Origin of the sequence: Hymenobacter sublimis (genome assembly GCF_023101345.1) — a bacterium.
Lineage (GTDB): Bacteria > Bacteroidota > Bacteroidia > Cytophagales > Hymenobacteraceae > Hymenobacter > Hymenobacter sublimis.
Window position 1 is genome coordinate 4473503 of record NZ_CP095848.1, and the last position, 22774, is coordinate 4496276.

Annotated in this window: 20 protein-coding genes; 11 read left to right on the forward strand and 9 right to left on the reverse strand. The window is 60.0% G+C overall.

Translation table 11 applies throughout. From position 1 onward, the window contains the following. Positions 1-10: 10 nt before the first annotated feature. Positions 11-1477, forward strand: a complete 1467-nt coding sequence (locus tag MWH26_RS18740; protein WP_247975457.1) for an energy transducer TonB — start codon at positions 11-13, stop codon at positions 1475-1477. A gap of 202 nt (positions 1478-1679) precedes the next feature. Next, on the forward strand, positions 1680-2261 hold the full coding sequence (locus MWH26_RS18745) for a Uma2 family endonuclease (protein WP_247975458.1): 582 nt from the start codon (positions 1680-1682) through the stop codon (positions 2259-2261). A 12-nt stretch (positions 2262-2273) separates the two neighbouring features. Here MWH26_RS18745 and MWH26_RS18750 read toward each other — a convergent pair whose 3' ends face one another. Genes MWH26_RS18750 through MWH26_RS18760 form a run of 3 tightly spaced genes read right to left on the reverse strand, consistent with a single transcriptional unit; the run spans position 2274 to position 5492 of the window. Next, positions 2274-3716 carry an aldehyde dehydrogenase gene (locus tag MWH26_RS18750; protein WP_247975459.1) on the reverse strand — a complete coding sequence of 481 codons (1443 nt, stop codon included), beginning with the start codon at positions 3714-3716 and terminating at the stop codon, positions 2274-2276. A gap of 31 nt (positions 3717-3747) precedes the next feature. Continuing rightward, entirely contained in the window at positions 3748-4734 is a 987-nt protein-coding gene (locus tag MWH26_RS18755) for a glycosyltransferase family 2 protein (protein ID WP_247975460.1), read from the reverse strand. A gap of 2 nt (positions 4735-4736) precedes the next feature. Next, positions 4737-5492 (reverse strand): class I SAM-dependent methyltransferase, encoded by a 756-nt coding sequence (locus MWH26_RS18760; protein WP_247975461.1) that lies wholly within the window; start codon positions 5490-5492, stop codon positions 4737-4739. 297 nt (positions 5493-5789) lie between these two features. Here MWH26_RS18760 and MWH26_RS18765 point away from each other — a divergent pair, with 297 nt between their 5' ends. Then, on the forward strand, positions 5790-6329 hold the full coding sequence (locus MWH26_RS18765) for a hypothetical protein (protein ID WP_247975462.1): 540 nt from the start codon (positions 5790-5792) through the stop codon (positions 6327-6329). Positions 6330-6418: 89 nt separating this feature from the next. On the opposite strand, the gene MWH26_RS18770 is transcribed toward MWH26_RS18765, so the two are convergent. Next, positions 6419-8770 (reverse strand): DUF6311 domain-containing protein, encoded by a 2352-nt coding sequence (locus MWH26_RS18770; protein WP_247975463.1) that lies wholly within the window; start codon positions 8768-8770, stop codon positions 6419-6421. Continuing rightward, entirely contained in the window at positions 8767-9747 is a 981-nt protein-coding gene (locus MWH26_RS18775; protein ID WP_247975464.1) for a glycosyltransferase family 2 protein, read from the reverse strand. Before MWH26_RS18775 ends, MWH26_RS18770 begins: the two co-directional genes overlap by 4 nt. A gap of 189 nt (positions 9748-9936) precedes the next feature. On the opposite strand from MWH26_RS18775, the gene MWH26_RS18780 reads away from it, so the two are divergent. Then, complete coding sequence (locus tag MWH26_RS18780) at positions 9937-10485, forward strand: carbohydrate binding domain-containing protein (protein WP_247975465.1); 549 nt, start codon at positions 9937-9939, stop codon at positions 10483-10485. Positions 10486-10615: 130 nt separating this feature from the next. Continuing rightward, complete coding sequence (locus MWH26_RS18785; protein WP_247975466.1) at positions 10616-11179, forward strand: hypothetical protein; 564 nt, start codon at positions 10616-10618, stop codon at positions 11177-11179. An 88-nt stretch (positions 11180-11267) separates the two neighbouring features. Here MWH26_RS18785 and MWH26_RS18790 read toward each other — a convergent pair whose 3' ends face one another. The 3 genes from MWH26_RS18790 to MWH26_RS18800 form a co-directional block, all read right to left on the reverse strand. Further along, positions 11268-13106, reverse strand: coding sequence for a hypothetical protein (locus tag MWH26_RS18790; protein ID WP_247975467.1), 1839 nt, complete (start codon positions 13104-13106; stop codon positions 11268-11270). Between the two features lie 66 nt (positions 13107-13172). After that, positions 13173-13898, reverse strand: coding sequence for a glycosyltransferase family 2 protein (locus tag MWH26_RS18795; RefSeq protein ID WP_247975468.1), 726 nt, complete (start codon positions 13896-13898; stop codon positions 13173-13175). A gap of 125 nt (positions 13899-14023) precedes the next feature. After that, the gene (locus tag MWH26_RS18800) at positions 14024-14809 is read right to left on the reverse strand and encodes an SDR family oxidoreductase (protein WP_247975469.1); all 786 of its coding nucleotides are present in this window, start codon (positions 14807-14809) and stop codon (positions 14024-14026) included. Positions 14810-14957: 148 nt separating this feature from the next. Here MWH26_RS18800 and MWH26_RS18805 point away from each other — a divergent pair, with 148 nt between their 5' ends. The 6 genes from MWH26_RS18805 to MWH26_RS18830 all read left to right on the forward strand — a co-directional run bounded on the left by MWH26_RS18805 (position 14958) and on the right by MWH26_RS18830 (position 19882). Then, a complete protein-coding gene (locus MWH26_RS18805) occupies positions 14958-15491 on the forward strand; it encodes a 3-hydroxyanthranilate 3,4-dioxygenase (protein WP_247975470.1) in 534 nt (177 codons plus the stop codon). Between the two features lie 24 nt (positions 15492-15515). Continuing rightward, positions 15516-15899 carry a four helix bundle protein gene (locus MWH26_RS18810; RefSeq protein ID WP_244694416.1) on the forward strand — a complete coding sequence of 128 codons (384 nt, stop codon included), beginning with the start codon at positions 15516-15518 and terminating at the stop codon, positions 15897-15899. A gap of 25 nt (positions 15900-15924) precedes the next feature. Beyond that, positions 15925-16977, forward strand: coding sequence for an amidohydrolase family protein (locus tag MWH26_RS18815; protein WP_247975471.1), 1053 nt, complete (start codon positions 15925-15927; stop codon positions 16975-16977). A 229-nt stretch (positions 16978-17206) separates the two neighbouring features. Beyond that, a complete protein-coding gene (kynU, locus tag MWH26_RS18820) occupies positions 17207-18487 on the forward strand; it encodes a kynureninase (protein WP_244694418.1) in 1281 nt (426 codons plus the stop codon). 108 nt (positions 18488-18595) lie between these two features. After that, positions 18596-19270 carry a hypothetical protein gene (locus MWH26_RS18825; RefSeq protein WP_244694419.1) on the forward strand — a complete coding sequence of 225 codons (675 nt, stop codon included), beginning with the start codon at positions 18596-18598 and terminating at the stop codon, positions 19268-19270. A gap of 6 nt (positions 19271-19276) precedes the next feature. After that, on the forward strand, positions 19277-19882 hold the full coding sequence (locus MWH26_RS18830) for an alpha-ketoglutarate-dependent dioxygenase AlkB family protein (protein WP_247975472.1): 606 nt from the start codon (positions 19277-19279) through the stop codon (positions 19880-19882). A 158-nt stretch (positions 19883-20040) separates the two neighbouring features. Here the strand turns inward: MWH26_RS18830 and MWH26_RS18835 are convergent, their stop codons facing one another. Then, the gene (locus MWH26_RS18835; RefSeq protein ID WP_247975473.1) at positions 20041-22647 is read right to left on the reverse strand and encodes a TonB-dependent receptor; all 2607 of its coding nucleotides are present in this window, start codon (positions 22645-22647) and stop codon (positions 20041-20043) included. Positions 22648-22774 lie beyond the last annotated feature (127 nt).

Here is a 22774-nt window from a genome sequence, read left to right on the forward strand (position 1 = left end):
GAGTGACCCTATGCCGATGTCTACCCCGATTCGTCTCCTTTTTCTGAGCATAACCGGTACGCTGCTAGCAGCCTGTCAGCCGGAGCGCACCGCCCAACGCCCCGAGCCTGCCGCCGCCCCCGCTCTGGCTGATTCCCTAGCCTACGATTCTCTGGCCCAGCCCGTGGGCGCTACCCCCGTGCGCCGCGACTGGCACCGTCTGGAGCAGCCCACCAGCCGCCGGGCCCCTTTGATTGTGTACCGGGGCAGCACCCGCCGGCCCGCCGGCTTGGGGGCCGAAGCGCCGCCCGCCGAAGCCCGCCTTCATGACCTGACCCTGAAAGCCAGCGAGTATTTCCAGATTGACCCCACCAAGCCTGCCGAAGTGCGCGGCCGCGAAGGTACCGTTGTCCGCATTCCGGCCGGCTCTCTGGTGGATAGCCGCCAGCGGCCCGCTACTGGTGCCGTGTGGGTGGAACTCAAAGAGTGCTACGCCGCTTCCGACATGCTGCTCTCTAACCTGCTGACCGAAACGCTAGCTGGCGCCCCCCTGGAACTGACCGGGGCCGTGCTGGTACGAGCCACGGCTGCGGGGCAACAGCTACTGCTGGCAACTGGCCGCAGCTTGCAGCTAGAGTTAGCCGGCGGCCACTCGGCGCACCCGCTTTTCTACGGGCAAGCGGCCCCAGCCGCGCCAGTGCGGTGGCTGGAAAGTGAGACTTCGGCTACCACTGCGGCGTCGGAACAGATATACACCACGGCCCAGCAGATGCCCCGCTACGGCCAAGGCCCCGCCGATATTAACCGCCTGATTCGCTACCCCCGCCAGGCCCAGGAGCGCCAGACGCAGGGACTGGTCTTCGCCTCTTTTGTGGTGGATGAGGCCGGCCGGGTTCGGGCGCCCCGCATCCTGCGCGGCCTCGGCGACGGTTGCGACGAAGAAGTGCTGCGGGTGCTGCGCCAAACCTCCGGCCGCTGGACCCCGGGGCAGCAGGATGGACGCTTCGTGAAGGTGAAAATGGTTTTGCCCATTCGCTTTAATTTTCAAGCTGGTATGGCCTCGGCCCCGGAGCCGGCCGCTTTGCCTGAGCCAGCGGAGGAAGAGGAAACCCTGGCTGCTTCGGATGAACTGGCCCCGGCTCCAAATGCCTTGCAGCCCACCAAGCTGGGCTGGCTGGCCGTGGGGCAGCCGTGGGCCGGGTCGGCGGCGGCGCTCTACGTGCCCTCCGCTACCCCCGCCGACGGGGACCATACCACCGTGCGCCTGCTCATTCCGGGCCGCCGCATAGTGCTGGCTGGTACTCCCCAGGACGCTGGCTACCAATTTGCTACGGCTCCCAGTGGGGCGGCCGTGGTAGTGCTTGGGTTACGCTACGAAAACGGCACGCCCTTCCTGGCCCGCCGGGAGGCTACCACCGGCGGCGCTCCTTCCGATACGCTGCACTTCCAGGAAACCACCCTCACTGATCTGGAAGCTGCCCTAGCCAAGCTGGACTAGCTGACATAAAGCTCTCAAGCAGATTTTTTCGGGTAAAATGACGGCTTAGCTACCGGTAAAGAACCAACCGAAGTTTTTACTCTGAACACGGCCAGCTAAAAGCACTTTTGAAGTAGGCCGTGCACTCCCAACTGGGCCGACAGGTAGGGCTGGCCCCGCCAGGGCAGAATTGGTATCTTGCCTGACGTTTTTCTACTGCACCATGGGACTGCCCGCTACACCACTATCCTACGTTTCGCCTGAGGACTACCTCGAAGCCGAACGCAAAGCTGAACACAAACACGAGTACTGGGACGGCGAAATCCGGGCCATGTCTGGGGCCAGTTTTGCCCACAACCGGATAGCCGCCAATCTTGGGGGTGAGATTCACTTCCAGCTCAAAGGCAAAAACTGCTCGGTGGTGGGCAGCGACCAGCGCGTGCAGGTCCTGAGTGAGTCCACGTTTGTGTATCCAGACTTGACGGTGGTCTGCGGTCAGCCTCGATTTGAGGATAACACCAAGCCTGATACGCTGCTTAATCCCACGTTGCTAGTAGAAGTACTGTCGCCGACTACCAAAAGCCACGACCGGGGCGACAAATTCTTTCTGTACCGTCAGATTCCGGGCCTGCAGCAGTACCTGTTGCTTGACTCCCAAAGCGTCCACGCCGAGTTGCACACCCGGGATGAGCAAGGGCGCTGGATTCTCGTTGAAACCTCTGACCGTCAAACAGTCCTGGAATTGAGTAGCATTAATTGCCGCATTGCCTTGACGGATGTCTACGCGGGTGTGTTAGAAGGGTAGAAAGTCCCTTTCTTAGAGCTTCACGCACACGTTCTGCGCCTCAGTGAAAAAGCGTAGGGCTTCCAGGCCGCCTTCCCGCCCCAGGCCGGAGTTTTTCATGCCCCCGAACGGCGTGCGTAGGTCGCGGTGCAGCCAGGTGTTTACCCATACCACGCCGGCTTGCAGCTGGTGGGCTACCCGGTGAGCCCGAGCTAGGTCACGGGTCCAGACGGTGGCGGAAAGGCCATAGTCAGTGCTGTTAGCCCAGGTTAGGGCTTCTTCTTCGTGGTCGAAGGGAGTAAGCGTAACAACGGGCCCGAATATTTCTTCTTGGTTCACGCGGCAGTCAGGGGCTAAGCCTTCGAATACCGTGGGCTGCAGAAAATAGCCCTCGGCGCAACGACCGGGTACTTGCACCCGCTGCCCGCCCGCTAGTAGCCGGCCGCCTTCCTGGTGGGCCAAGTCGATGTAGGAGAGAATCTTATTCAGGTGTGCTTCGCTAACAATGGCCCCTTGCTGGGTGCTTGCCTCCAGCGGGTCACCAACGGTCAGCGCCTGCACCTGGGCCAGAAAGGCGGCTTTGAACGGCTCGTACACGCTACGCTCCACGAAGATGCGTGAGCCACAGAGGCAAATCTGGCCCTGGTTGGCGAAGGAGCTGCGGATACTGGTTTGCACGGCGGCGTCCAGGTCGCAGTCGGCGAAAATGAGGTTAGGGTTTTTGCCGCCCAGTTCCAGGGAGAGTTTTTTGAACTGCGGCGCGGCCGTGCGAGCAATGTGGGCCCCGGTAGCCGTGCCCCCGGTAAAGCTGATAGCCCGAATGCCCGGGTGCTCCACTAAGGCTTGGCCAGCGCCCGGACCCGTACCGTGCACAATATTAAGTACTCCCGCCAGTAGCCCGGCCTCTCGGCTTAACTCGCTGAGTAGAAAGGCCGTGTAGGGCGTGACTTCCGAGGGCTTGGCTACCACGCAGCAGCCGGCGGCCAGGGCTGGTGCTATTTTCCAGGTAAAGAGGTAGAGCGGTAAGTTCCAGGGCGAGATGCACGCCACCACGCCCACCGGATGGCGCACCGTATAGTTGAGCGCTACGCCCTCCTGCAGATGGGTTTCGGTGGCAAAATGCTGGGCAGCCGTGCCGAAGAAGGCGAAATTGCTGGCCGCTCGCGGAATGTCCAGGGTGCGGGCCAAGCTCAGCGGTTTGCCATTGTCCTGGCTTTCGGCCTGGGCCAGGGTTTCCAGGTTCTGGTCAATCAACTCCGCAAGGCGCACCAGGCGGCGGCCCCGCTCTTCGGCCGGTAGGGCCCGCCAAGCCGGAAAAGCGGCCGTAGCGGCCTGCACCGCCCGGTCCACATCAGCCGCATCCGAGTTGGGTACCTGCCCGAATACCTGGCCGGTGGCGGGGTTAAGCAGGGGCAGGTAGCGGCCGGCGGCGGGTGGTTGAAGCTCGCCGTTGATGAAGTTGCAGAGCTGCAGCATGGGCAGAAGGGCGTAAGGCCCTGCCGCCCGCCTACCGCTGGGGTTGGGCCGGGGGCTCGGGCAAGTTGGAATCCGACACAATATACAGGGGCCGCTGGCGCACGTTGGCGGAAAGTCGGGCAATGTATTCGCCAATAATACCCACGGCAATCAGTTGCACGCCGCCCAGAAACAAGATGCTTACCATTAAGGAAGGCCAGCCGGGCTCGTACTCTTTCGTGACGAAACGGGAGTACAGGGTGTAGAGCATGACCAGAAACGCAATGCCCGACACGATAAAGCCACTGACGGTAGCCGCCTTCAGGGGCACGTCGGAGAAGGCCGTGATGCCGTCAAGGGCCAGCTTGAACATTTTGCGGTAGGTGTAGCCAGTTTCCCCGCCCGCCCGCTCGGCCCGGTCATACTCCAGGTAGGTCTGGCGGTAGCCAATCCAGGAAATTTGCCCCCGAATAAACTTGTTCTGCTCGGGCATGCGGCGCAGGGCCTCTACCACCTTGCGCGAAATAACTCGGAAGTCGCCGGTATCTACGGGAATGGAAATGTGGGTGATGCTGGCCAGAATGCGGTAAAATAACTTGGCAGTAAGCTTCTTGGCGGCGCTTTCGCCCTGGCGGGAGCGGCGCTTGGCGTACACTACCTCGTAGCCTTCCCGAAGCTTTTCCAGCAACTGCGGAATCAACTCGGGCGGGTCCTGCAAGTCGGCATCGATGATGCACACAGCTTGGCCCCCGGCCCGGTCGAGGCCAGCCGTCACGGCAATCTGGTGCCCGAAGTTGCGACTGAAATCGAGGTAGCGCACCCGCGGGTCGCGCAGGGCCAGAGTCTGAATTAGGACCAGGGAATGGTCGCGGGAGCCGTCGTTAATAAAGATAAACTCGTAGCCGCCAGGCAACTGCATAGGATCCAGCACGCCCCGCAGCCGCTCATACAGAGCCGGAATGTTGGCTTCTTCGTTGTAAATGGGAATGATAACGGATAGGTCCACGGGCGGGGCGGGTGGGGAAGCAAGCGGGTGCATGTTCAGGAAACCGGCTTACGGGCCAGGGCAAACACGCTCACGCCCACCGGCAGGTTCAGGTGGCGCAGCAGGCGGTTTTCAGCCTGCAACAGCCAGATTAGAGAGCGGTTCAGGGGCTGGGGTAGGGCAGCCAAGTCCCCGGTACCACCAGTCTCCGCGGGCTTCGTGCCACTGGTCAGGCGCTGGGCTTGCCGGATCAGGTAGGTTGGGAAAAACAGGGAGAAGTTCCAGTATGAATGGCGCAGCACCTGCAGCTGGCTGGTTTGCAGGGCCTGTTTTAGGGTAGTCCCGGTGTAGCGGCGGAAGTGGCGGTTTACCACGTCGTGTTGGCTCCAAAGCTGCTGATACGCAGGTACGTACACTAGCAGCTGCCCACCGGGCCGCAGCACCCGTCGCCACTCGCGCAGGGCCTGCTGCTCGTCCTCAATGTGCTCCAATACATCGGAGGCGACTACCAGGTCAAAGGAAGCATCCGGAAAGTTCAGCCGGGCTCCGTCCATTACCGACACGTTCGGAATCTGGCGCTGGTGGGCCAAAGCAATGGCTGTTTCGCTGATGTCGATGCCGGTCAGGTTATGGAAGCCGGCCTCTCGTAGCTGCTGCTGCAGGGGCCCGCCAGAGCACCCAATTTCCAAAATAGCCGCCGTAGCCGGCAAACCCAGGCGCTTTATCTGGTCAAACACAATGTCGCGCCGCCCCCGAAACCACCAGTGATTTTCCTCTAGTTGATGATAAAGAGCCTCGTATTGAACTTGCATAAGGCGAAAGTACGGAATGAGTTAACTCCATGCCTGCTACCCAGGCTGAGTTGTCCGTAGTGAGCAGATAGTCAGATTCTAATGGCTAAGCTCGCTACGTTTGGTTTCCAACATCAACCCGCGGTCAGGTGTGCCCTACGGGTAGCAGTTTCCCTAGCTCGCCGGTAGCAGCGCCCGTTGTTAAACGCCGGTACTCACGCCCCGCTATACTGATGCGGTAGATTACAAAAGCGTAACCTGATGGCTGGCAAATACCTTTACTTTTACATTCTGAACCTATTAGCACTTCTTCGCGTGATGAAAAAATTACCCTGGGCCCTGCTGGTGCTGAGCCTGGCTGGCTGTGGTGAAAAAGCCTCCCCCAAGAACCACGACACCTTAATTTCGAACGATTTCGAAAGCCTAGAAGGATGGGTGAACGACTTGAATACCACTTCCCTCACCCGCGAAAAAGCCCACTCTGGCCAGTACTCGCTGAAAGTAGATGGCACCACCGAATACGGCCGTACCTACACCAACCAGCTGGGCAAGATGCACGATACCCGGCCTAAAAAGCTTAAGATCAACGCCTGGGTATTCGTGTCTGGCGCCCAGGCTGGCGCCAAACTGGTGACCGTAATAACTGATCCGGCTCCCGATGCCAAGCCCGCCGTGTGGGATGGCCTCGACGTGGTGGCCGCCGTGAAAGGCCAGTATGGGAAGTGGGTGGAAATCAGCAATGAGCTAACCGTGCCCGAGAGTGTGACACCCACCAACAAGTTTCAGATGTACCTATGGCGCACCGGCGGTTCGGCCCCGGTGTACTTGGATGACCTGACCGTAACGGCTGTTGAGTAAATACCTGGCAGCAGGTAGTAAAAAGTCCGGCCGGTGCGGCTTCCTGATTTGGGGGAACTGCACCGGCCGGACTTTTCAGTGGTCAAGGACTATTTCGCTAGCGGAGAGCCGTTGAGCACGGGTTGCTGCTGAGCATCAAGCCAGTACACGTGGGTACTGCGGGGCCGGATCAGCAGGTCATCCACCACAATATCGGCTCCACCCATTTCTACCTTTACTCGGTTGGCCGGGTTGCGCAGGCGAATGGGCAGGCTGAAGCGGGCCCAGTCGCCGTGGATTTCAGTGGATTCCTTCAGAGACAAGTCCAGGCGTTCCAGCTCTTGACCTTCGGGCGTTAGCTGCCGGTAGCTGATGTAGGGCAGCCAGTCGGAAGTTTTGGCGTAGGCCCAGATGCTCAGTTCGTAGGTTGTTGTGTCCGTTGCGCCGGGCAGGGAACCATCGAAGATGGGAAGCATGCCTTTGGCGGCGTGGGCGGCGCCAGGGCGGGTGAAGCTTACGCCGCCCGGCGCAGTTTTCTCCTGAAAGCTGCGCCAGATAACCGCCGGTCCGGGGGCCGTGCGCCACAGTTCCCCCTCGCGAAGCAGCTCCGCCTGGTGGGCCGTAAACCAGGCGCGCTCGGTGGCCGGCCGCTGGGTAGTAAAGGCCGAGAGCGGCAGCTCATAGAGCTGAACCAGGGGCGTTTCCGTCAGCAGCTTTGCCCCGCGCCGGAGCAAGGCTTGCTCGGCGGGCCGCAGGGCGTCACGGCGGGAGGCTACCACCAGCAGTGGCTGCTGAGAGGGTAGGCGGCTAGGCCACGATTTAGGCGTTAGGTCAGAGGAAAACAGCTCTAGCAGGCGTAGCGTCTGCTCCGTGGAGGTGCGTGACATCATGGTGGCGGCCACCGGCCGGTGCAGGCTGAGTGCCGCCCGGAAGCTTTCGGCCGCGCTTACGTCGATGATACCTGACAAGTCAAACTTCTCGGAGCCCAGCGAAAAGTACGGCATAGGTAGAATAGCCTGGTACTGATCGGGGTAGTGGCCGGAGCGGGCGAGGAGCTCGGCGTAGTTGTTGCCGGGCCGGAGGAAGGTATCGGCCACGCGGTTAGCCAGCAGGGGTCGGGTAATAGCTTCTAACTGATACTTCGCTTCTAACCCCCAGACGAGCAGCACTATCACCATGATCAGCTGCCCTACCCGGGCCGCACCGCGCTGGCGCAGAAACCGGTAGAGCTGCCAGTACTGCACGGCGGCCAGCACCGCGGCTACGTAATAGAAAATCCAGGTAAAGCGGCCCAGGGAGCGGAATTGCTTAAGTGCGGGCAGCCAGTCTAGCAAGGGCTCGAAGCCGGGTAGCTTAAAAGGCAGACACATGGCAAAGGCCAGCACCAGCCCCGCGGCCCATACGGTGGGTTGCAAAGAATTGGGGAGGGTGGGGCGCAGCACCCGCCGCCAATGGCGGTGTACCAGGTGCCAGCCTACGCGTACTATCCACAGCACTAGGCCCAGCACTACCGGCAAGCCCACGTAGGCCACGCCTTCAAAAGCAGGGTCGCCGGTATGGAAAATAAACCGAAAGACGGACTTAAATGGCTCAATAGCCGGCCCGAACACGGCGGCCGGACTGGAGTGGTACACAAAGAAGCCGTAAGGGTTGGTGGGCCGATCGGTGATGGGGTCGAGCCAGCTGATCCAGGCCTGAAAAAGCACCACCGGCAGCAGCCCCGTAGCCAGCAGCCAAGCCGGCATATGCCACCACCGCGGCAGCCGGCTTGCGGCCTGTTGCACCAGCAGCACCAGGGCCGTAGCGGCGGGCAGCAGCAGCGCGTGCAGCAGATAATACGGATGGATCAGGGCCAGCAGCACCGTGGCCAGGGTATACAGGGCTACCCACCGAACCCGAGCCGGCAGCGTAGCCGCTTCCGTTACGCGCAGCTGCACGTACCAGAGTAGCGGCACTACCACCGGAATAGCCAGAGTATAGTGCCCCCCAATGCGGTGAAACTGGGGTGAAAGAAAGACAATGCACAGGGCGCTAAGGGTGGAAAACCAAGGCGCTACCCCGCCCCGCCGAATTAGGGTGTACACCAGCGGAGTAGCCGGCACCGAGGAAAGCAGCACCGTAAGGTTGAAAACGCCCAGGGCATCGTGCAGGCTTAGCCCAAACAAGTTTTTCCAGACCTTGAGAATCCAGGCTAGCAGTGGGAAGCCGTCGGTGAAGAGAAGCAGCTCACCGTAAGGGTAGTGCATGCCCGTAAACTGCATTCCGTGGTCGGCCTGCAGGTAATAGAGCAGGGAAAAGTACGACTTAAGACCGTCGCCGCCGGTGGTGAACAGGTACTGGGAAGGATGCAGGAGCAGGGGCCCAACCCGAAGCCAGAGTATAATCAGGTGAAGCGCTACCAGTGCTGCCAGCCAGTACCGGTCGGTAGTGGTAGGGCGCGGTAGTGTTCGGGGCGAAATCATAGGGCGGAGTCAGAAGCCAAGGAATCGGAAGGGGGGCGCACGGGGCGCAGGTCGGCCAGGCCCGGGTCAGTTTCCCGAACCAGGTAGGGTGGACGCTGCTTGGCCTGCACGAAGAGCTTACCCAGGTACTCGCCCATGATGCCCAGCACCAGCAGCTGAATGCCCCCAATAAAGAGCACGCTGATTAGCACGGAGGCCCAGCCCGGCACGGCATCCTGGGTGAACACCAGAATATAAAGCGCATATAAGGCGTACAAAAACGCTAGCACCGAGATGCCCATGCCGGCCAGGGTAGCGAAATGCAGGGGTCGAACACTAAACGAGGTAATACCATTGAGGGCCAGCTTCACCATTTTGCGGACCGTATACTTGGTTTTGCCTCGGAAGCGCGCATCCGGCGTGTAAGCCACGCGCTTCTGCCGGAACCCCACCCAGTGCACGAAGCCCCGCAGGAATAAATCCACGTCAGGGCTGTTGCGCACGGCCTCGGCTACCCGCCGGTCGATCAGGCGGTAATCGGCCGTGCCGGGCTCAAAATCAACGCTCGACAGACTGTTCATCAGGCGGTAGAAGGCGGCCGAGGTTTGCCGCTTCAGCCACGGCAGGCGCTCATCGTCGGCACGCTGGGTATATACAATATCGTAGCCATTAAGCCAGTGCCCTAGCAACTCAGGCAGCAACCGGGGTGGGTGCTGCAAGTCGGCATCCAAGGAGATAATACAGTCGCCGGTGGCATAGTCAATGCCCGCGCGCAGGGCACTCTGGTGGCCGAAGTTGCGCGAAAGCAGGACGTAATGAATTTCGGAATCCTGGGCCCGTAGTTCCCGCAGAATGCGCTGGGTGCCATCCGTGCTGCCATCATCCACGAAAATAAGCTCCCGCTCATAGCGGCCCGGCAGGTGCTCTTTTACCCGCGCCGCTATTTCCGGTAGGTTTTCCTCCTCATTATAGGCCGGAATAACAACGGATATCTTCATGCAAGCAAGAACCTCTAAAATGCGGAACGCGGAAAGGAGCGACCATGGATAAAAAGGGGTGCCCGCGGTGGTCAAAACTACGGGATATCCCGTGAAGTGCCACATCCTTATCGTGCTTTAGCACTCCGGCTTGGCCGGCCTCCAGGAGCTTCTATCTTTGCCGGGCTCCTTACGGCCTTATTGCTACGTATGCTGAAATTTTGCTTTCCCCGGCTGCTGGGTGCCACTTTGTTAGCGGGAGCTACGGCGTGCTCAGCCCCCGCCCCTAGCGCTGCTTCTGTCGAACAGATTACCTTTAATGACTTTGAAGCCCTAGACGGCTGGGGTACTCCCATTCCGTCCCTGACTACCGAGCAAGCGCACTCCGGCCGGTTTTCAATAAAAGTGGATGGCGCGCAGGAGTACAGCTTCAACTATTCCAACGCCTTGGGGAAGGCCAGCACCAACCGCATCAGCAAGCTGATGATAAACGGCTGGGCCATGCGGGCCGGCAAAGATGGCACTGCCACGCTGGTAATCGAAATAACCGACCCCGCCCAGAACCGCAAACAGCTGTTCTGGCAGTCCATCAATTTCGCCGATGAACTCAAGGAAGTAAACCAGTGGCAGCCCTTCAAACGGGAGTTTGTTTTACCCGCTGGCCTCACGGCCGATAAGGAGCTGCGCGTGTACCTATGGCGCAACAGTGCCGCCCAACCCGCCTACCTCGACGACCTGACCCTAACCCGTCTGGAATAGATAGGCCTGAATCATACTGAAGCACTACTAGATTCAGTATGAGTCTTTGTTGCCTACTAACTGATTGGTTTAGAGTAGGAATCCTGTTGCTGTCCGGCGCTTTCGTCAGCCAATTTCTTTTTGACTTGCTATGCTTAAACATGCCTTTACTGCGGCGTTGCTCCCGGCTCTGTTGCTGACCGGTTGCTCCTCGAATCCTGAAGCGGAAGTGACGGCTGGCGCGCAGCCTCTCGCCGCTACCAGCTTCGAGAACTTAGATGGCTGGCTGGCCGATTTGCCCGCCCGCACCACGCTCACCCGCGACAAAGCCCACACGGGCAATTACAGCACCATGGTAGGCCCGGGGCAGGATTTCAGCTTGGGTTACATGAACGCGCTGAGCCGCCTCTCCCCCGAGTGGCCCGGCCAACTCACTATAGGAGGCTGGGTACTGCTGCCCAGCGAGCAGGCCGCCGCCAAACTGGTTACCGAGGTGAAAGGCCCCACGGATAAAGAACCTTCTCTGCTTTGGGTGGGAGTTGATTTGGCGAAAGCGGCCAAGGGATTCAACAAATGGCAGTACGTGGAGCAAACCATTACCCTACCCGCTACCGCCAAGCCCGATAGCCGCCTGCTGGTGTACTTATGGCGCGCCGACAGCAAAGAGCCCGTCTACCTCGACGACCTGAAAATCACGCTGGCCGGTCAGAAATAACTTGTCTGCAACTGATAGATCAGGCAGCAGCGGCGGAAAATTGTTTATTTCTGCTACTGCTGCCCGATCTGTGTTGTGAGGGCGCTGCTTAGTTTACTACCTCCACCGGCAGGCGCAAGCGCACGGGCCAGTCGCGGTAATCTTTGCTGATGAGGCTGATTTCGAAGGTATAACGACCCGGCTGGCGTGGCGCCTGCAGCGGCACGGTTTGCGTCCAGGGCTGCCAGACGTCAACTTCCAGGGCTACTTCCATGGGGTGCGTGTCGGAAGGCCAGTCGTGCGACTTGTAGAATGCCGTGCGCAACAGGGTGGGGTGGGGAACCCGCGTGCCTGAGTGCAGGGGCTGGGCTGCCGGGGGTACGTTTATCTGCACCTGTACCGTTTGCTGGCGGCCGGCCCGCCACGTAGTCGGCACCGCGCTGGGCAGCGACAATTTCACCTGCTGGTGCGCGGCAATGTAGGGCCGCAGGGCCGCCGTATCGAGTGGGGGTAGGGTATTGAGGACGCGGTACACGGCGGTATTTGGGAAGCGGCAGTAGGTAGCGGGCAGGTCGGCCGTGTTCATGGTTTCAAAGGGCCCCAGCAACACGCCCGGGTGCGAGCCAGCCTCGGCCAGCTGATCAATATCCCAGCCTACCCGCACGGTCTGCACCGAATCGGGGCTGTGCCGGGCACTGACCATCATGGTTTCACTGGCCGATGCCCACCAGGGCCAGCCGGCCCGCAGGCGGTGCGGGTCCACATTATCGGGGTACATGATGAACTTCCGCTCCGGATATGTACTGGTGTAGGCCAGCAAGTGGTTGAGCCACTGTTGATACGCTGTGTACGGCACGTGGCGGTACCAAATCAGCCCGAGCCGGGCCACTAGTACCACCGCCAGCAAGGAAGCCACCAGCACGGGGCCGCGCCCGTTCCAGCGCCGCTCCAGGGCCGGCAGCAGCTCCAGAGCAAAGGGAACCGCCACGAAAAGCGTAAGCGGCAGGTACAGGTTTTCGAGGTAAGTAGCCTCGGTGTAGCCCGGGTTCGAGACGTTAATAATAAAGGTATAGCCGGCCACAAAGCCCCACATGAGCCCCAGCCGGAGCCAGGCCAGCCAAGTACGCTGCCAAACGTAGAACACGGTAAGTGCCAGCAGCAGCAAAGGCAAAGCCAGGAAGCCGTGGGTGCACAGCTGCCAGAAAGTATCGAAGCTGCCGATGGCCAGGTAGTTCGGAAAGTACTTGACCAAATTGGGCGTGAAGGTCATGTGGGTTGCCTCATACGAGCCAGGCGGAATAAGCATGGCGCGCAACTGGTACATACCCAGGGCTAGGGCCAGCATGCCGTAGTACGCCCAATCCCGAAACCGGCGGTTCAGCAGCCAATCGTAGGCCCAGATAAAGAGAAACGGCAGGATGATAAGCGGGTGCCCGAAGATAAAGACCGGTACCAGCGCCGCCAGGGCCAAGGTGCTAAACCGCAGTTGCAAAGGTGTTTGTCGGGCCACTCCGGCGTAAAACAGCAGCAGTGCCGCCAGGCCCTGGGGTAGCTCCGACTGCGCCCAGTAGAAAGTTCGGGACGCTAGCAGCACGTAGAGCAGGGCCACAACCAGGGCCACCTGCTCGTTGCGAAACCAGTAGGCGCAGGCCAGAAAAACCCCCAGGTAGTACAGAATAAATACCACCGAGTACAGCCGCAGCACGGCATCCAGTGGCAATCCGGCTTTCAAAGCCAGCAGTGTGGGTAGCTGGGTGACGATGGCCACAAAGCGCCGGTTCTGCACGAAAAGCGCCTTGTCTTTCAGGTAGATAAATAAGTGGTAGGCCAGGTCGTAATAGGCGGCCCGCTCCAGGTAAAAATGCCAGGCAAACAGCAGCAGAACCAGCATGGTAGCCAGCGCCAGGCGCAGCGGCCACCGGGTGGCATATTGTTTAGAAAGAAGCATAGTTGGGATGGCAAGGGCGCATGGTGGTGGGCCCGAACAAAGAAGAAACCGGTGCTGCTGCCGGTCCTAGCGAGCCAGCAGCCCGTACTTCAGAATGCAATATATAGCCCGGAACCCGTCGCGCCAGCCGATTTTCTTGCCCTCGGCGTAGGTGCGGCCGTAGTAGCTGATCCCGACTTCGTAGATGCGCACATTCGGTACCCGCGCTATTTTGGCCGTTACTTCGGGCTCAAAGCCAAAGCGCTTTTCCTCCAGCTGCAAGCCCTGAATAAGGTCGCGGCGGAACAGCTTGTAGCAGGTTTCCATGTCGGTCAGGTTCAGATCGGTCACCATGTTCGACAGGAAGGTGAGAAGCCCGTTACCGATGCTGTGCCAGAAAAACAGGATGCGGTGGGGCCGGCCGCCCATAAAGCGGGAGCCAAACACTACGTTGGCCATACCCCGCAGAATGGGCCGGATGAGCAGGTTATATTCTTCCGGGTCGTACTCCAGATCGGCATCCTGAATAATCACGTACTCGCCGGTCGCCTCCCGGATGCCAGTATGCAGGGCCGCGCCTTTGCCCTGGTTTACGCGGTGGCGCAGCAGCCGAAGCCCTAAGGCGGGGTAACGGGCGGCGTACGCCTCAATTACTGTCGCCGAATCATCAGAGGAGCAGTCATCGACCAGAATAATCTCTTTTCCAATATTATTGACCAGCTCCAGCTCACGCAGCACATCTAGAATTTGGTGGATAGTGCGGGCCTCGTTATAAACCGGAATGATGATAGAAAGCGTACGGAAGGGTACCAAAAGCAGCAGCGTTAAAGGCAAAGAACAGCCAAAGATATCGGTAGCACCCAGAAACCAGGGCATCTGGCACTGCATTAGCCCCCAGCTGCAGACTCTAGGCCGCGTAGGGCTCAGGCCCTACAGGGCTACAGGCTGCTGGTGCGGCCCCCGTCCACGGGTACATTGATGCCGGTGATGTAGGCGGCCGCTTCCGAGGCTAGGAAGGCCACAGCCGCCGCTACCTCCTGCGCCTGTCCGAACCGGCCGGCCGGAATGCCCCGCAGCATGGCTGCCTCCACCTGCTCGGTGGTCTGGCCCGTTTGCTCTACCTTCTTCTCAATCAAGGAAGTGTGGCGCTGCGTGACGGTGGCCCCCGGCAGCACGTTATTAACTGTAATGCCGTCGGCGGCCAGCTCGTTGGCCAGGGTTTTGGCCCAGTTGCCCACGGCCCCCCGAATAGTATTCGACACGCCTAAGCCCGGCAGCGGCTGCTTTACGGAGGTGCTGATAATGTTGATGATACGCCCCCAGTGGCGCTGACGCATGCCCGGCACCAGGGCCTGAGCCAGCAGGTGGTTGCACACCAAATGTTGCTCAAACGCGGCCCGGAACGCCTCCACGGGAGCCTCCAGAATGGGTCCGCCGGCAGGCCCTCCGGTGTTGTTGACCAGGATATCGAAGCCGGTAGGCGTCTGCTCCAGGTACTCCTGTACTTGCTGGGCCAGGGTAGCGGGCTGACTGAAATCGGCTACAATGAAATCGTGCTTTTGCTGGGCTGGTGTGGGCAGGGCCGCTGCTACCTCGCCCAGGGCGGCTTCGTTGCGGGCTACCAGCGTGAGGGTGGCTCCGCGCCGGGCCAACTCCTCGGCTACGGCCCGGCCAATTCCTTGGGTGCTGCCGCCCACCAGGGCGCGACGAGAACGTAAGTTCATTGGTGAATTGGGGTAAGGGAATAAAGGAAAGAATGAGGATGCGTGCCAAATATGCGGGCAAAGTCGGTAGTCCCGATACGCGGGAATGTCGTTATTTGCCGTGACGCACCCGTTGCCCCCCTACGTCTTCACCCCAGCGCTTTGCCTTATGATTCGGCCCTTCAACTTTCAGCAGTGGATTGAGCAGCACCGCCACCTACTCAAGCCGCCCGTTGGTAACCAGCAGGTATTCAAGGATAACAAGGATTTCATTGTGATGGTAGTGGGTGGCCCTAACGCCCGCAAAGACTACCACGTGGACGAGGGCGAGGAGCTGTTTCTGCAGCTGGAGGGCGACATAGTGGTGAAAATCATTGAAGACGGTCAGCCCGTCGACATCGAAATTAAAGCCGGCAGCATGTTCCTGCTGCCCGCCGGCGTGCCCCACTCCCCGCGCCGCCCGGCCGGCTCCGTGGGGCTGGTGCTGGAGCGCTACCGCACCCCCGGCGAGCTGGATGGCTTCCAGTGGTACTGCGAAAATTGCGGCCACAAGCTCCACGAAGAATTCGCTGAAATCACCGACATCGTGGCCCAGCTGCCGCCCATCATGAACCGCTTCTGGGCCTCCGATGCGCTGCGCACTTGCCCGGTATGCGGCACCTACATGGAAGCGCCCGGCTCTGTAATGAAGAATGAAGAATAAGCTTGCTGTAAACGCTAACTACCTATGGAGGCGGAGAATGTAGTGGCCGCCAAGTCGTTTGCTTTTGCTGTTAGAATCGTGCGGCTGTGCAGGCATTTGCGGACCGATCAGCACGAATATGTCTTGATTAAGCAATTACTGCGTTCTGGTACCTCTATTGGGGCCAACGTAGAGGAAGCCATTGGTGGCATTTCTAAAGCTGATTTCTCCCATAAAATCAGCATTGCTTATAAAGAAGCCCGCGAAACAAACTATTGGTTGAAGTTATTAGCAGCCACTAATACACTGACCCCCGCAGCGTTTACCAGCATTCAAACGGATTGCGAAGAACTCTGTCGTATTCTACGTGCCATTCTGAACACCACCCGCATCAAAAAGGAGAAAGAACAGGATACCGAACCATCCTGAACCCGCTTGCCCAGCGCCACTAGCTATGAACCCGCAGCAGAATTCTTCTCTCCTCATTCCTCATTCCTCATTAACAATAGACATCCACACCCATATTCTGCCCGAGCGGTGGCCTGACCTGCGGGAGCGGTATGGGTACGGCGGCTTTATTCGGCTGGAACACCACCGGCCTTGCTGCGCCCGCATGATGCAGGACGACCGGTTTTTCCGCGAAGTACAGGATAACTGCTGGGACCCCGAGGTGCGCCTGCGCGAGTACGACCAGTTGGGTACTCAAGTACAAGTGCTTAGCACCGTGCCCGTCATGTTTAGCTACTGGGCCCGCCCCCTTGATACGCTGGACCTGAGCCAGCTGCTCAATGACCACATTGCCGACGTAGTGCGGCGCTACCCTACCCGCTTCGTGGGGCTGGGTACCCTACCGATGCAGGCTCCCGACCTAGCCGTGCGAGAACTGGAGCGCTGCATGAAAATTGGGCTGGCCGGCGTACAGATCGGCTCCCACGTTAACGACTGGAACCTGGATGACCCGGAGCTATTCCCGGTGTTTCAGGCCGCTGAGGAGTTGGGCGCCTGCGTGTTTATTCATCCCTGGGACATGATGGGCCAGCAGCAGATGCCCAAGTACTGGCTGCCCTGGCTGGTGGGCATGCCTGCCGAAAGTACCCGCGCCCTCTGCTCCCTGATTTTTGGGGGCGTGCTGGAGCGGCTGCCGCGCCTACGGGTGGCCGTGGCCCACGGCGGTGGCACTTTCGCCACCACCATTGGGCGCATCGGCCACGGCTTCGAGGTGCGCCCCGACTTGTGCGCTGTCGACAACCCAGTACACCCGAGCCACTACCTCGGCCGCTTCTGGGTCGATTCCCTGGTCCACGACCCGCGTCTGCTCGACTACCTGGCCCAAACCATCGGACCCGACAAAATCACGCTCGGCACCGACTACCCTTTCCCCCTGGGCGAAGCCGTGCCGGGTGAGCTGATTCGCTCCTTGCCTTACCCCAACGATGTGAAAGCTCGCATGCTGGGCCAGAACGCCCTGGACTGGCTGGGTCTGGAAGCCTCACGCTTTAAGCGGTGAGTTGGTTGAGTGATTTAGCGAGTTATTGACTGAGTTGTTATGGCGAGGAGGCACGACGAAGCCACCTGTCCACTCTATGTAACCAGCGTAGTAAAGTGACAAGCCCTTGATGTATAGTTGCGTCGAGGGCTTGTCCTGTTTCAGGACGGATGGTGTCGCACTGCTCGCCATTGGCACCTACTCACAATTTCACCACTTCACAACTTCACCGCTGGTATCTTTACTGCCGATGACCTTCGAACCCACCCTCGACTTTGCCCGCCAACTTGATGCGCAGGACCCGTTGCGCGATTTTCGTCAGCAGTTTCTGATTCCGCCCGCGCCCAACGGGGAGGAGTGCCTGTATTTCTGTGGCAACTCCCTGGGCCTGCAGCCGCGTACGGCCCGCGCCGCCGCCGAGCAACAGTTTCAGAACTGGCAGCAGCTGGCCGTGGAAGGGCACTTCAAGGGCGAAACGCCCTGGATGCACTTTCATCAGCGCCTGGAGGCCGCTTCGGCTCGCATTGTGGGGGCCAAGCCCGTGGAGGTGGTCGTGATGAACAACCTTACTACCAACCTGCACCTGCTGCTGATATCCTTCTACCAGCCCACGGCTACCCGCTACAAGGTGCTGATGGAAGGCGGCGCTTTTCCCTCCGACCAATACGCCCTGGAAACTCAGGTGCGCATGCGCGGCCTCGACCCCGACGAAGCCCTGGTGGAGCTAACGCCCCGCCCCGGCGAGCATACCCTGCGTACCGAGGACATTCTGGCCAAAATCGAGGAGCTGGGCGATTCGCTGGCTACCGTGCTCATGGGCGGCATCAACTACTACACCGGTCAGGTGTACGACATGGCTGCCATTACCCGGGCCGGCCACGCCGTGGGGGCTATGGTGGGCTTCGACCTGGCCCACGCCGCTGGCAACATCCCGCTGCACCTGCACGACTGGGACGTGGATTTCGCCTGCTGGTGTTCCTATAAGTACCTGAACTCCGGCCCCGGGGGCGTGTCCGGGGCGTTTGTGCACGAGCGGTTTGCCGACCAGCCCGAGCTGGTGCGCCTGGCTGGCTGGTGGGGCTACGATGAGAAGGAGCGCTTCAAGATGAAAAAGGGCTTCCGGCCCATGCGTGGGGCAGCCGGCTGGCAGCTTTCCAACGGGGCCATCCTGACGATGGCCGTGCACGAAGCGGCCCTAGCCATTCACGAAGCCGCTGGTGGCATGGAGGCTCTGCGCCGCAAAAGCGAGCTGCTGACGGGCTACCTAGAGTTTCTCATCACCCGCCTCAACTTACCCAAAACCCGCCTCGAAATCATTACCCCCCAGGACCCTGCCCAGCGCGGTTGTCAGCTTTCCTTGCTAGTACACCAGGGCGGCCGCGACCTATTTGAGCACCTGATGGCCGTAGGCGTTATCGGCGACTGGCGGGAGCCCAACGTGATTCGGCTGGCGCCCGTGCCGCTCTACAATACCTTCGAGGATGTGTACCGGGTAGGGGTGGTGCTGGCCGAGTGGGCCGGCCGCAACTAATAACACAATTTGGTGCCGGCGGGGAAGTTTTTCACTGGTAGGCGTTGTTATCCGTAGAGGGAAAAGCTTTCCAGCTGTTCTAGTTTCTGAATTAAGCACTACCCAATCATGGCCGAAGACTTCGCGGCGAAAATGAGCCGTAAAACCGACGCCGAGCTGCGCGACTACGTGGCAAACCGCTACCAGTATCGGGAGGAAGCCGTGCTGGCCGCCCTGGAGGAGCTGGCCCAGCGCGGTATGCCCGAACCGGGCGCGGCCTCCATCATTCAGGAATTGCAGGTTAGCCAGCAGGTAACCAACGAGCGGGAGCAGGCAGCCCGGGAGCGGGAAGCCGAGAACGAGCTGGCCCGGCGGCGCATGCGCGGCGACTACCCCGAGGAAGCCGAAGAAACTGGTCCGGCCCTGTATTCGCCCAGCACCATCACCATTTTTTCCGTGTTGTTCAGCATGGCGGCCGGCGGCGTGCTGCTGGCTCTGAACCTGCGGGCCCTGCGCCGCTTCGGAAAATCGTGGCTGGTGATTGGCTTTGTGGTGGCTTACGTGGCGGGCACTCACTTTGCGTTGCAGTGGCTGCAGCAGCAATATGGCAACCAATACATGTGGCTGGGCTCGGTGTTTAACATTGTGGCCATCGTCTTATATAACGTGGTTTTCTGGCCCCGCTACATCGGGCTGACGCCGTACCGAAGCCGTCCGTGGGGCGGGGCGCTGCTGGTATGCGGTCTGATTACGCTGGTTTACGCCATTCTGTACGTGCGCTTTGGCCTGAATCCTACCCTGTAGTAAGGCGTGAAGCACGGGTTAACCTCTATTCCGCTGCCCGCCGCCGATTTACTTTTTGATCCGGCTTTCCTACCCCTAGCGCAGGCAAACGCCTTGCTGACGGAGCTAACGAATACCACCCCCTGGCGGCACGAAACTATTAGGCTTTTCGGCCGCGAGGTGCTGCAGCCCCGGCTCACGGCCTGGCACGGCGACCCGGGCGCCGCCTACCAGTACTCCGGCTTGCAGCTACAACCCCAGCCCTGGAGCCCGGCGCTACGTAACCTGCGCCAGCGGGTAGAAGCTGCCGCCGGCGCTTCCTTTAATAGCGTGCTGCTCAATCTTTACCGTACTGGCCAAGACAGTATGGGCTGGCACGCCGACGATGAGCCGGAGCTTGGCCCCGAACCCGTTATTGCCTCCGTCACGCTGGGCGCTACCCGCACTTTTCGACTTAAGCCCCGCCATCCCCAGCACACGCCGCACGCGCCCCTGAGTATCCCGCTCACGTCGGGTAGCCTGCTACTTATGCGCGGCCCCACCCAACAGCACTGGCTGCACGCCCTGCCGAAAACCACCCGCCCGGTCGGCCCTCGGCTGAACCTTACGTTTCGGCAGGTGGCGGTGAAATAGGGAGGCAGTAAGGTGATGATGTATCGTCTTGTCTTCTTACCTAACCGCACGAGCAGGCAGCGAGGAAGTGAGGTAGCAGCCAAGTCCCGTAAGCCAACGCAAAAAGCGCGGTCTTCCTACCCGGAAGGCCGCGCTTTTTGCGTTGCGTATGGCAGATCTTATTTGATATCCAGCTGTACGCCTACGTACACCAACCGCCCAATTTGAGGGCCGCCGTATACTTGAATGTTGTTGGCATTGAGCAGGTTAGAGGCGCCACCCTGCAGCGTGAGGCCCATTTTAGAGAAGCTGTAGCCCAAGTAGGCATCCATGGAGCTGTAATCGGAGAGCTGACCCACGGCGAAGGGTAGGCCGTATTCGTGGCCCTGGGCCCACCGGTAGTTCAGGGCGTAGCTCAGGTGCGAAACAACAATGCCGTTAGCGCCCACATTGTACTTGTGCTTGGGCGTGTTAAAGTAGGTCTGGAACTCCGCGTCCTGCACGTCGCTGCGGTCCTGCACGTTGAGGGAGTAGTTGGCCGCTACGTTCAGGAAGGGCGCGAAGGCGTAGTTTAGGCCCACGGCAGCACCCTGGGTGCGTACCTCCTGGTTGGCGTTGGTCCATACCTGCAGCATGCGGCCGGCAGCCGGCGTGGCAGGACGGCTGCCATCGGCGCTGCCCACAAAGCGCTGCGCCCCAATAAAGTCGTTGTAGTAGTTGCGGTAGTAGTTCACGTCCAGCACCAGCTTCTCGCTCAAGGCACCTTTGTAACCTACCTCATAGCTGCTCAGGCGCTCCAGTTCCAGAGCTGCCACGTTCACGGCCTGACCATTGGTGAGGCTGTAGCCCTGGAAACCATTACCAACGTTACCCAGCAGTAGCACTGGGCCCAGGTCTAGGCGGATGTACTGATCGAGCTGGGTGGGGGAGCGGAAGGCGCGGCCGTAGCTGGCGCGGAAGTTATGTTGGCGCTGGTTGCCGGCCGAGTACACGGCCGAAGCCCGGGGCGAAAACGCTGGCTTAAAGTTCTTGAAGGCGTCTAGGCGGCCGGCTAGGGCCAGCTTCAGGCGCTCGTCCAGCAGCTTTATCGTGAATTGCGCGTAACCGCCTACCTCGTGGTTCTGAATCCGGCCATCCACGTCGGAGTAGAGGTTGCCTTGGGAGCCCAGGCGGAACTTGCGGTAGGCGGCCCCCACAATTAGGTCGGTGGTTTCGCCTAAGTTGACGTTGTACTGTGCGTTGCCTTCGTTGAGCAGGGAGCTGGGGTTGATGCGCGCGCCGCGGCCAGGGGTAGCATCCTGCACAATTTGCTCGCGCAGGGCCGTAAACTCAGCACTGGCGGGCGAAAGCTGCAAGGGCTGGGCGGCGGCCAGCGCTAGGGCTTGGGCATCGGCATCAGCTTTACCATCGCGCAGGCGGGCCGTGTTGTATACCCTGGCATACTCGCTGAAATAACGCTGAGCGTACGTAACGGGCTTGCCGTTGGCGTCGAGTAGGCCGGGTACCGGGGAGTTCTGGATAAAGAGCCCCAGGAAGCTCAAATCGTAGGTAGTGCCGCCAAAGTCCTGCACCGACTGGCCCCGCACAAACCACCGCTCGCCCTTTACCTCGCCGTGGTACTGGTTGGTGCCGAAGTCCTTGAGCCGGTAGCGGCTGGTGCTCTGGTAGCTAGCATCGCCTCGGTTGTAGTTCACCCCCACGGTCGCTTTGATGGTGCTGGTAAGCAGGTAGGAAAGCGAAGGATGTATTTTCAGCGACGTAGCCTTGTTGTCGTCGCCCACCAGAATTTTCTCCTCGAAGCCCGGCATAAAAGCGGTCCGACCGTTCAGCAGTCCGCCAGTGGGACCATACGTGACACCCACGTCGCCGTAGCGGTTCACGGCGTCGTAGCCCAGCGTAGAGCCCTGGGCGTTGTTGTTTTGCTGCACCCGGGTGCTGGTGGCGGCGTAGTTGCTGGCCAGCCAGTCGTTGGCTGTGAGGTAGGCGCCCGTAATTTTAAACGCCAGCTTATCTCCGATTTTCTTGGCGTAGCGCAGCTGTCCGTCAAAGAAGCTCCGCTCACCACCCCGTACCCGCAGGCTCAGCCCCTCACTTACGAAGGGGTCTTTGGAGTTTTGCAGCAACACCCCGTTAAAAGCGTTGGCGCCGTACAGAGCCGATGCCGGACCGTGAATGATTTCGATGCTTTCAATGTCCAGCTCGGGCAGGCCCGTGAGGTTACCGGCGTTGATGTTCAGCGAAGGCGACTGGGTATCGAAATAATCTGTCAGCTGAATCAGGCGCTCCGACTTGGCCGAGTTGAAGCCCCGGGTGCTCAGGGAGTTCATCAGCATGCTGGTGCTGTTCACGTCGATGCCCTTGAACTGGTTAAGGCCCACCTGCACATCGGGCGGCGGCAGCCGCAGGATCTGCTGGGAGGTTACTTTCTCTACCGTCACGGGCGCCTGCAAAATGCCTTCCTCTACCCGTGAGGCAGAGGCAATTACCTCGTTGGTTTGGGTGGGGTTCACCTTAAGCTGCACAACTACCGCGTTGTCGGGCTGGGGTAGGGTTACCTCCCGGCTTTCGTAGCCCACAAATGAAACAGACAGCACCACGGGGCCCTGGTTAAAGTCGGTGCGCAGCAAAAACTTGCCTTCCCGGTTTGTGCTGGTGCCAACAAAAGTACCCCGAATAAATATCGTTGCTCCGGGCATCGGTTCCCCGGCCTGGTCCTGTACCAAACCAGCCACAGTCCCCAATTCCTGCGCAAAAGCTGCTGGGGTTGCCCCCAGTAGTATTCCCAAAATAAGAAGTAGAAAACGGTAAGGTTTTCCCATATCAAGAAAAATTACAAAAATGAAAAAAGCCCTTCCTACTCAGAAAGGGCTACAAATGTATCGGGTGGGGAGAGAATATCCTATGGTAATGAAT

Coding starts and splice junctions, on each gene's coding strand:
- MWH26_RS18740 (WP_247975457.1), top strand. CDS start 11: ATGCCGATGTCTACCCCGATTCGTCTCCTTTTTCTGAGCATAACCGGT.
- MWH26_RS18745 (WP_247975458.1), top strand. CDS start 1,680: ATGGGACTGCCCGCTACACCACTATCCTACGTTTCGCCTGAGGACTAC.
- MWH26_RS18750 (WP_247975459.1), bottom strand. CDS start 3,716: ATGCTGCAGCTCTGCAACTTCATCAACGGCGAGCTTCAACCACCCGCC.
- MWH26_RS18755 (WP_247975460.1), bottom strand. CDS start 4,734: ATGCACCCGCTTGCTTCCCCACCCGCCCCGCCCGTGGACCTATCCGTT.
- MWH26_RS18760 (WP_247975461.1), bottom strand. CDS start 5,492: ATGCAAGTTCAATACGAGGCTCTTTATCATCAACTAGAGGAAAATCAC.
- MWH26_RS18765 (WP_247975462.1), top strand. CDS start 5,790: ATGAAAAAATTACCCTGGGCCCTGCTGGTGCTGAGCCTGGCTGGCTGT.
- MWH26_RS18770 (WP_247975463.1), bottom strand. CDS start 8,770: ATGATTTCGCCCCGAACACTACCGCGCCCTACCACTACCGACCGGTAC.
- MWH26_RS18775 (WP_247975464.1), bottom strand. CDS start 9,747: ATGAAGATATCCGTTGTTATTCCGGCCTATAATGAGGAGGAAAACCTA.
- MWH26_RS18780 (WP_247975465.1), top strand. CDS start 9,937: ATGCTGAAATTTTGCTTTCCCCGGCTGCTGGGTGCCACTTTGTTAGCG.
- MWH26_RS18785 (WP_247975466.1), top strand. CDS start 10,616: ATGCTTAAACATGCCTTTACTGCGGCGTTGCTCCCGGCTCTGTTGCTG.
- MWH26_RS18790 (WP_247975467.1), bottom strand. CDS start 13,106: ATGCTTCTTTCTAAACAATATGCCACCCGGTGGCCGCTGCGCCTGGCG.
- MWH26_RS18800 (WP_247975469.1), bottom strand. CDS start 14,809: ATGAACTTACGTTCTCGTCGCGCCCTGGTGGGCGGCAGCACCCAAGGA.
- MWH26_RS18805 (WP_247975470.1), top strand. CDS start 14,958: ATGATTCGGCCCTTCAACTTTCAGCAGTGGATTGAGCAGCACCGCCAC.
- MWH26_RS18810 (WP_244694416.1), top strand. CDS start 15,516: ATGGAGGCGGAGAATGTAGTGGCCGCCAAGTCGTTTGCTTTTGCTGTT.
- MWH26_RS18815 (WP_247975471.1), top strand. CDS start 15,925: ATGAACCCGCAGCAGAATTCTTCTCTCCTCATTCCTCATTCCTCATTA.
- kynU (WP_244694418.1), top strand. CDS start 17,207: ATGACCTTCGAACCCACCCTCGACTTTGCCCGCCAACTTGATGCGCAG.
- MWH26_RS18825 (WP_244694419.1), top strand. CDS start 18,596: ATGGCCGAAGACTTCGCGGCGAAAATGAGCCGTAAAACCGACGCCGAG.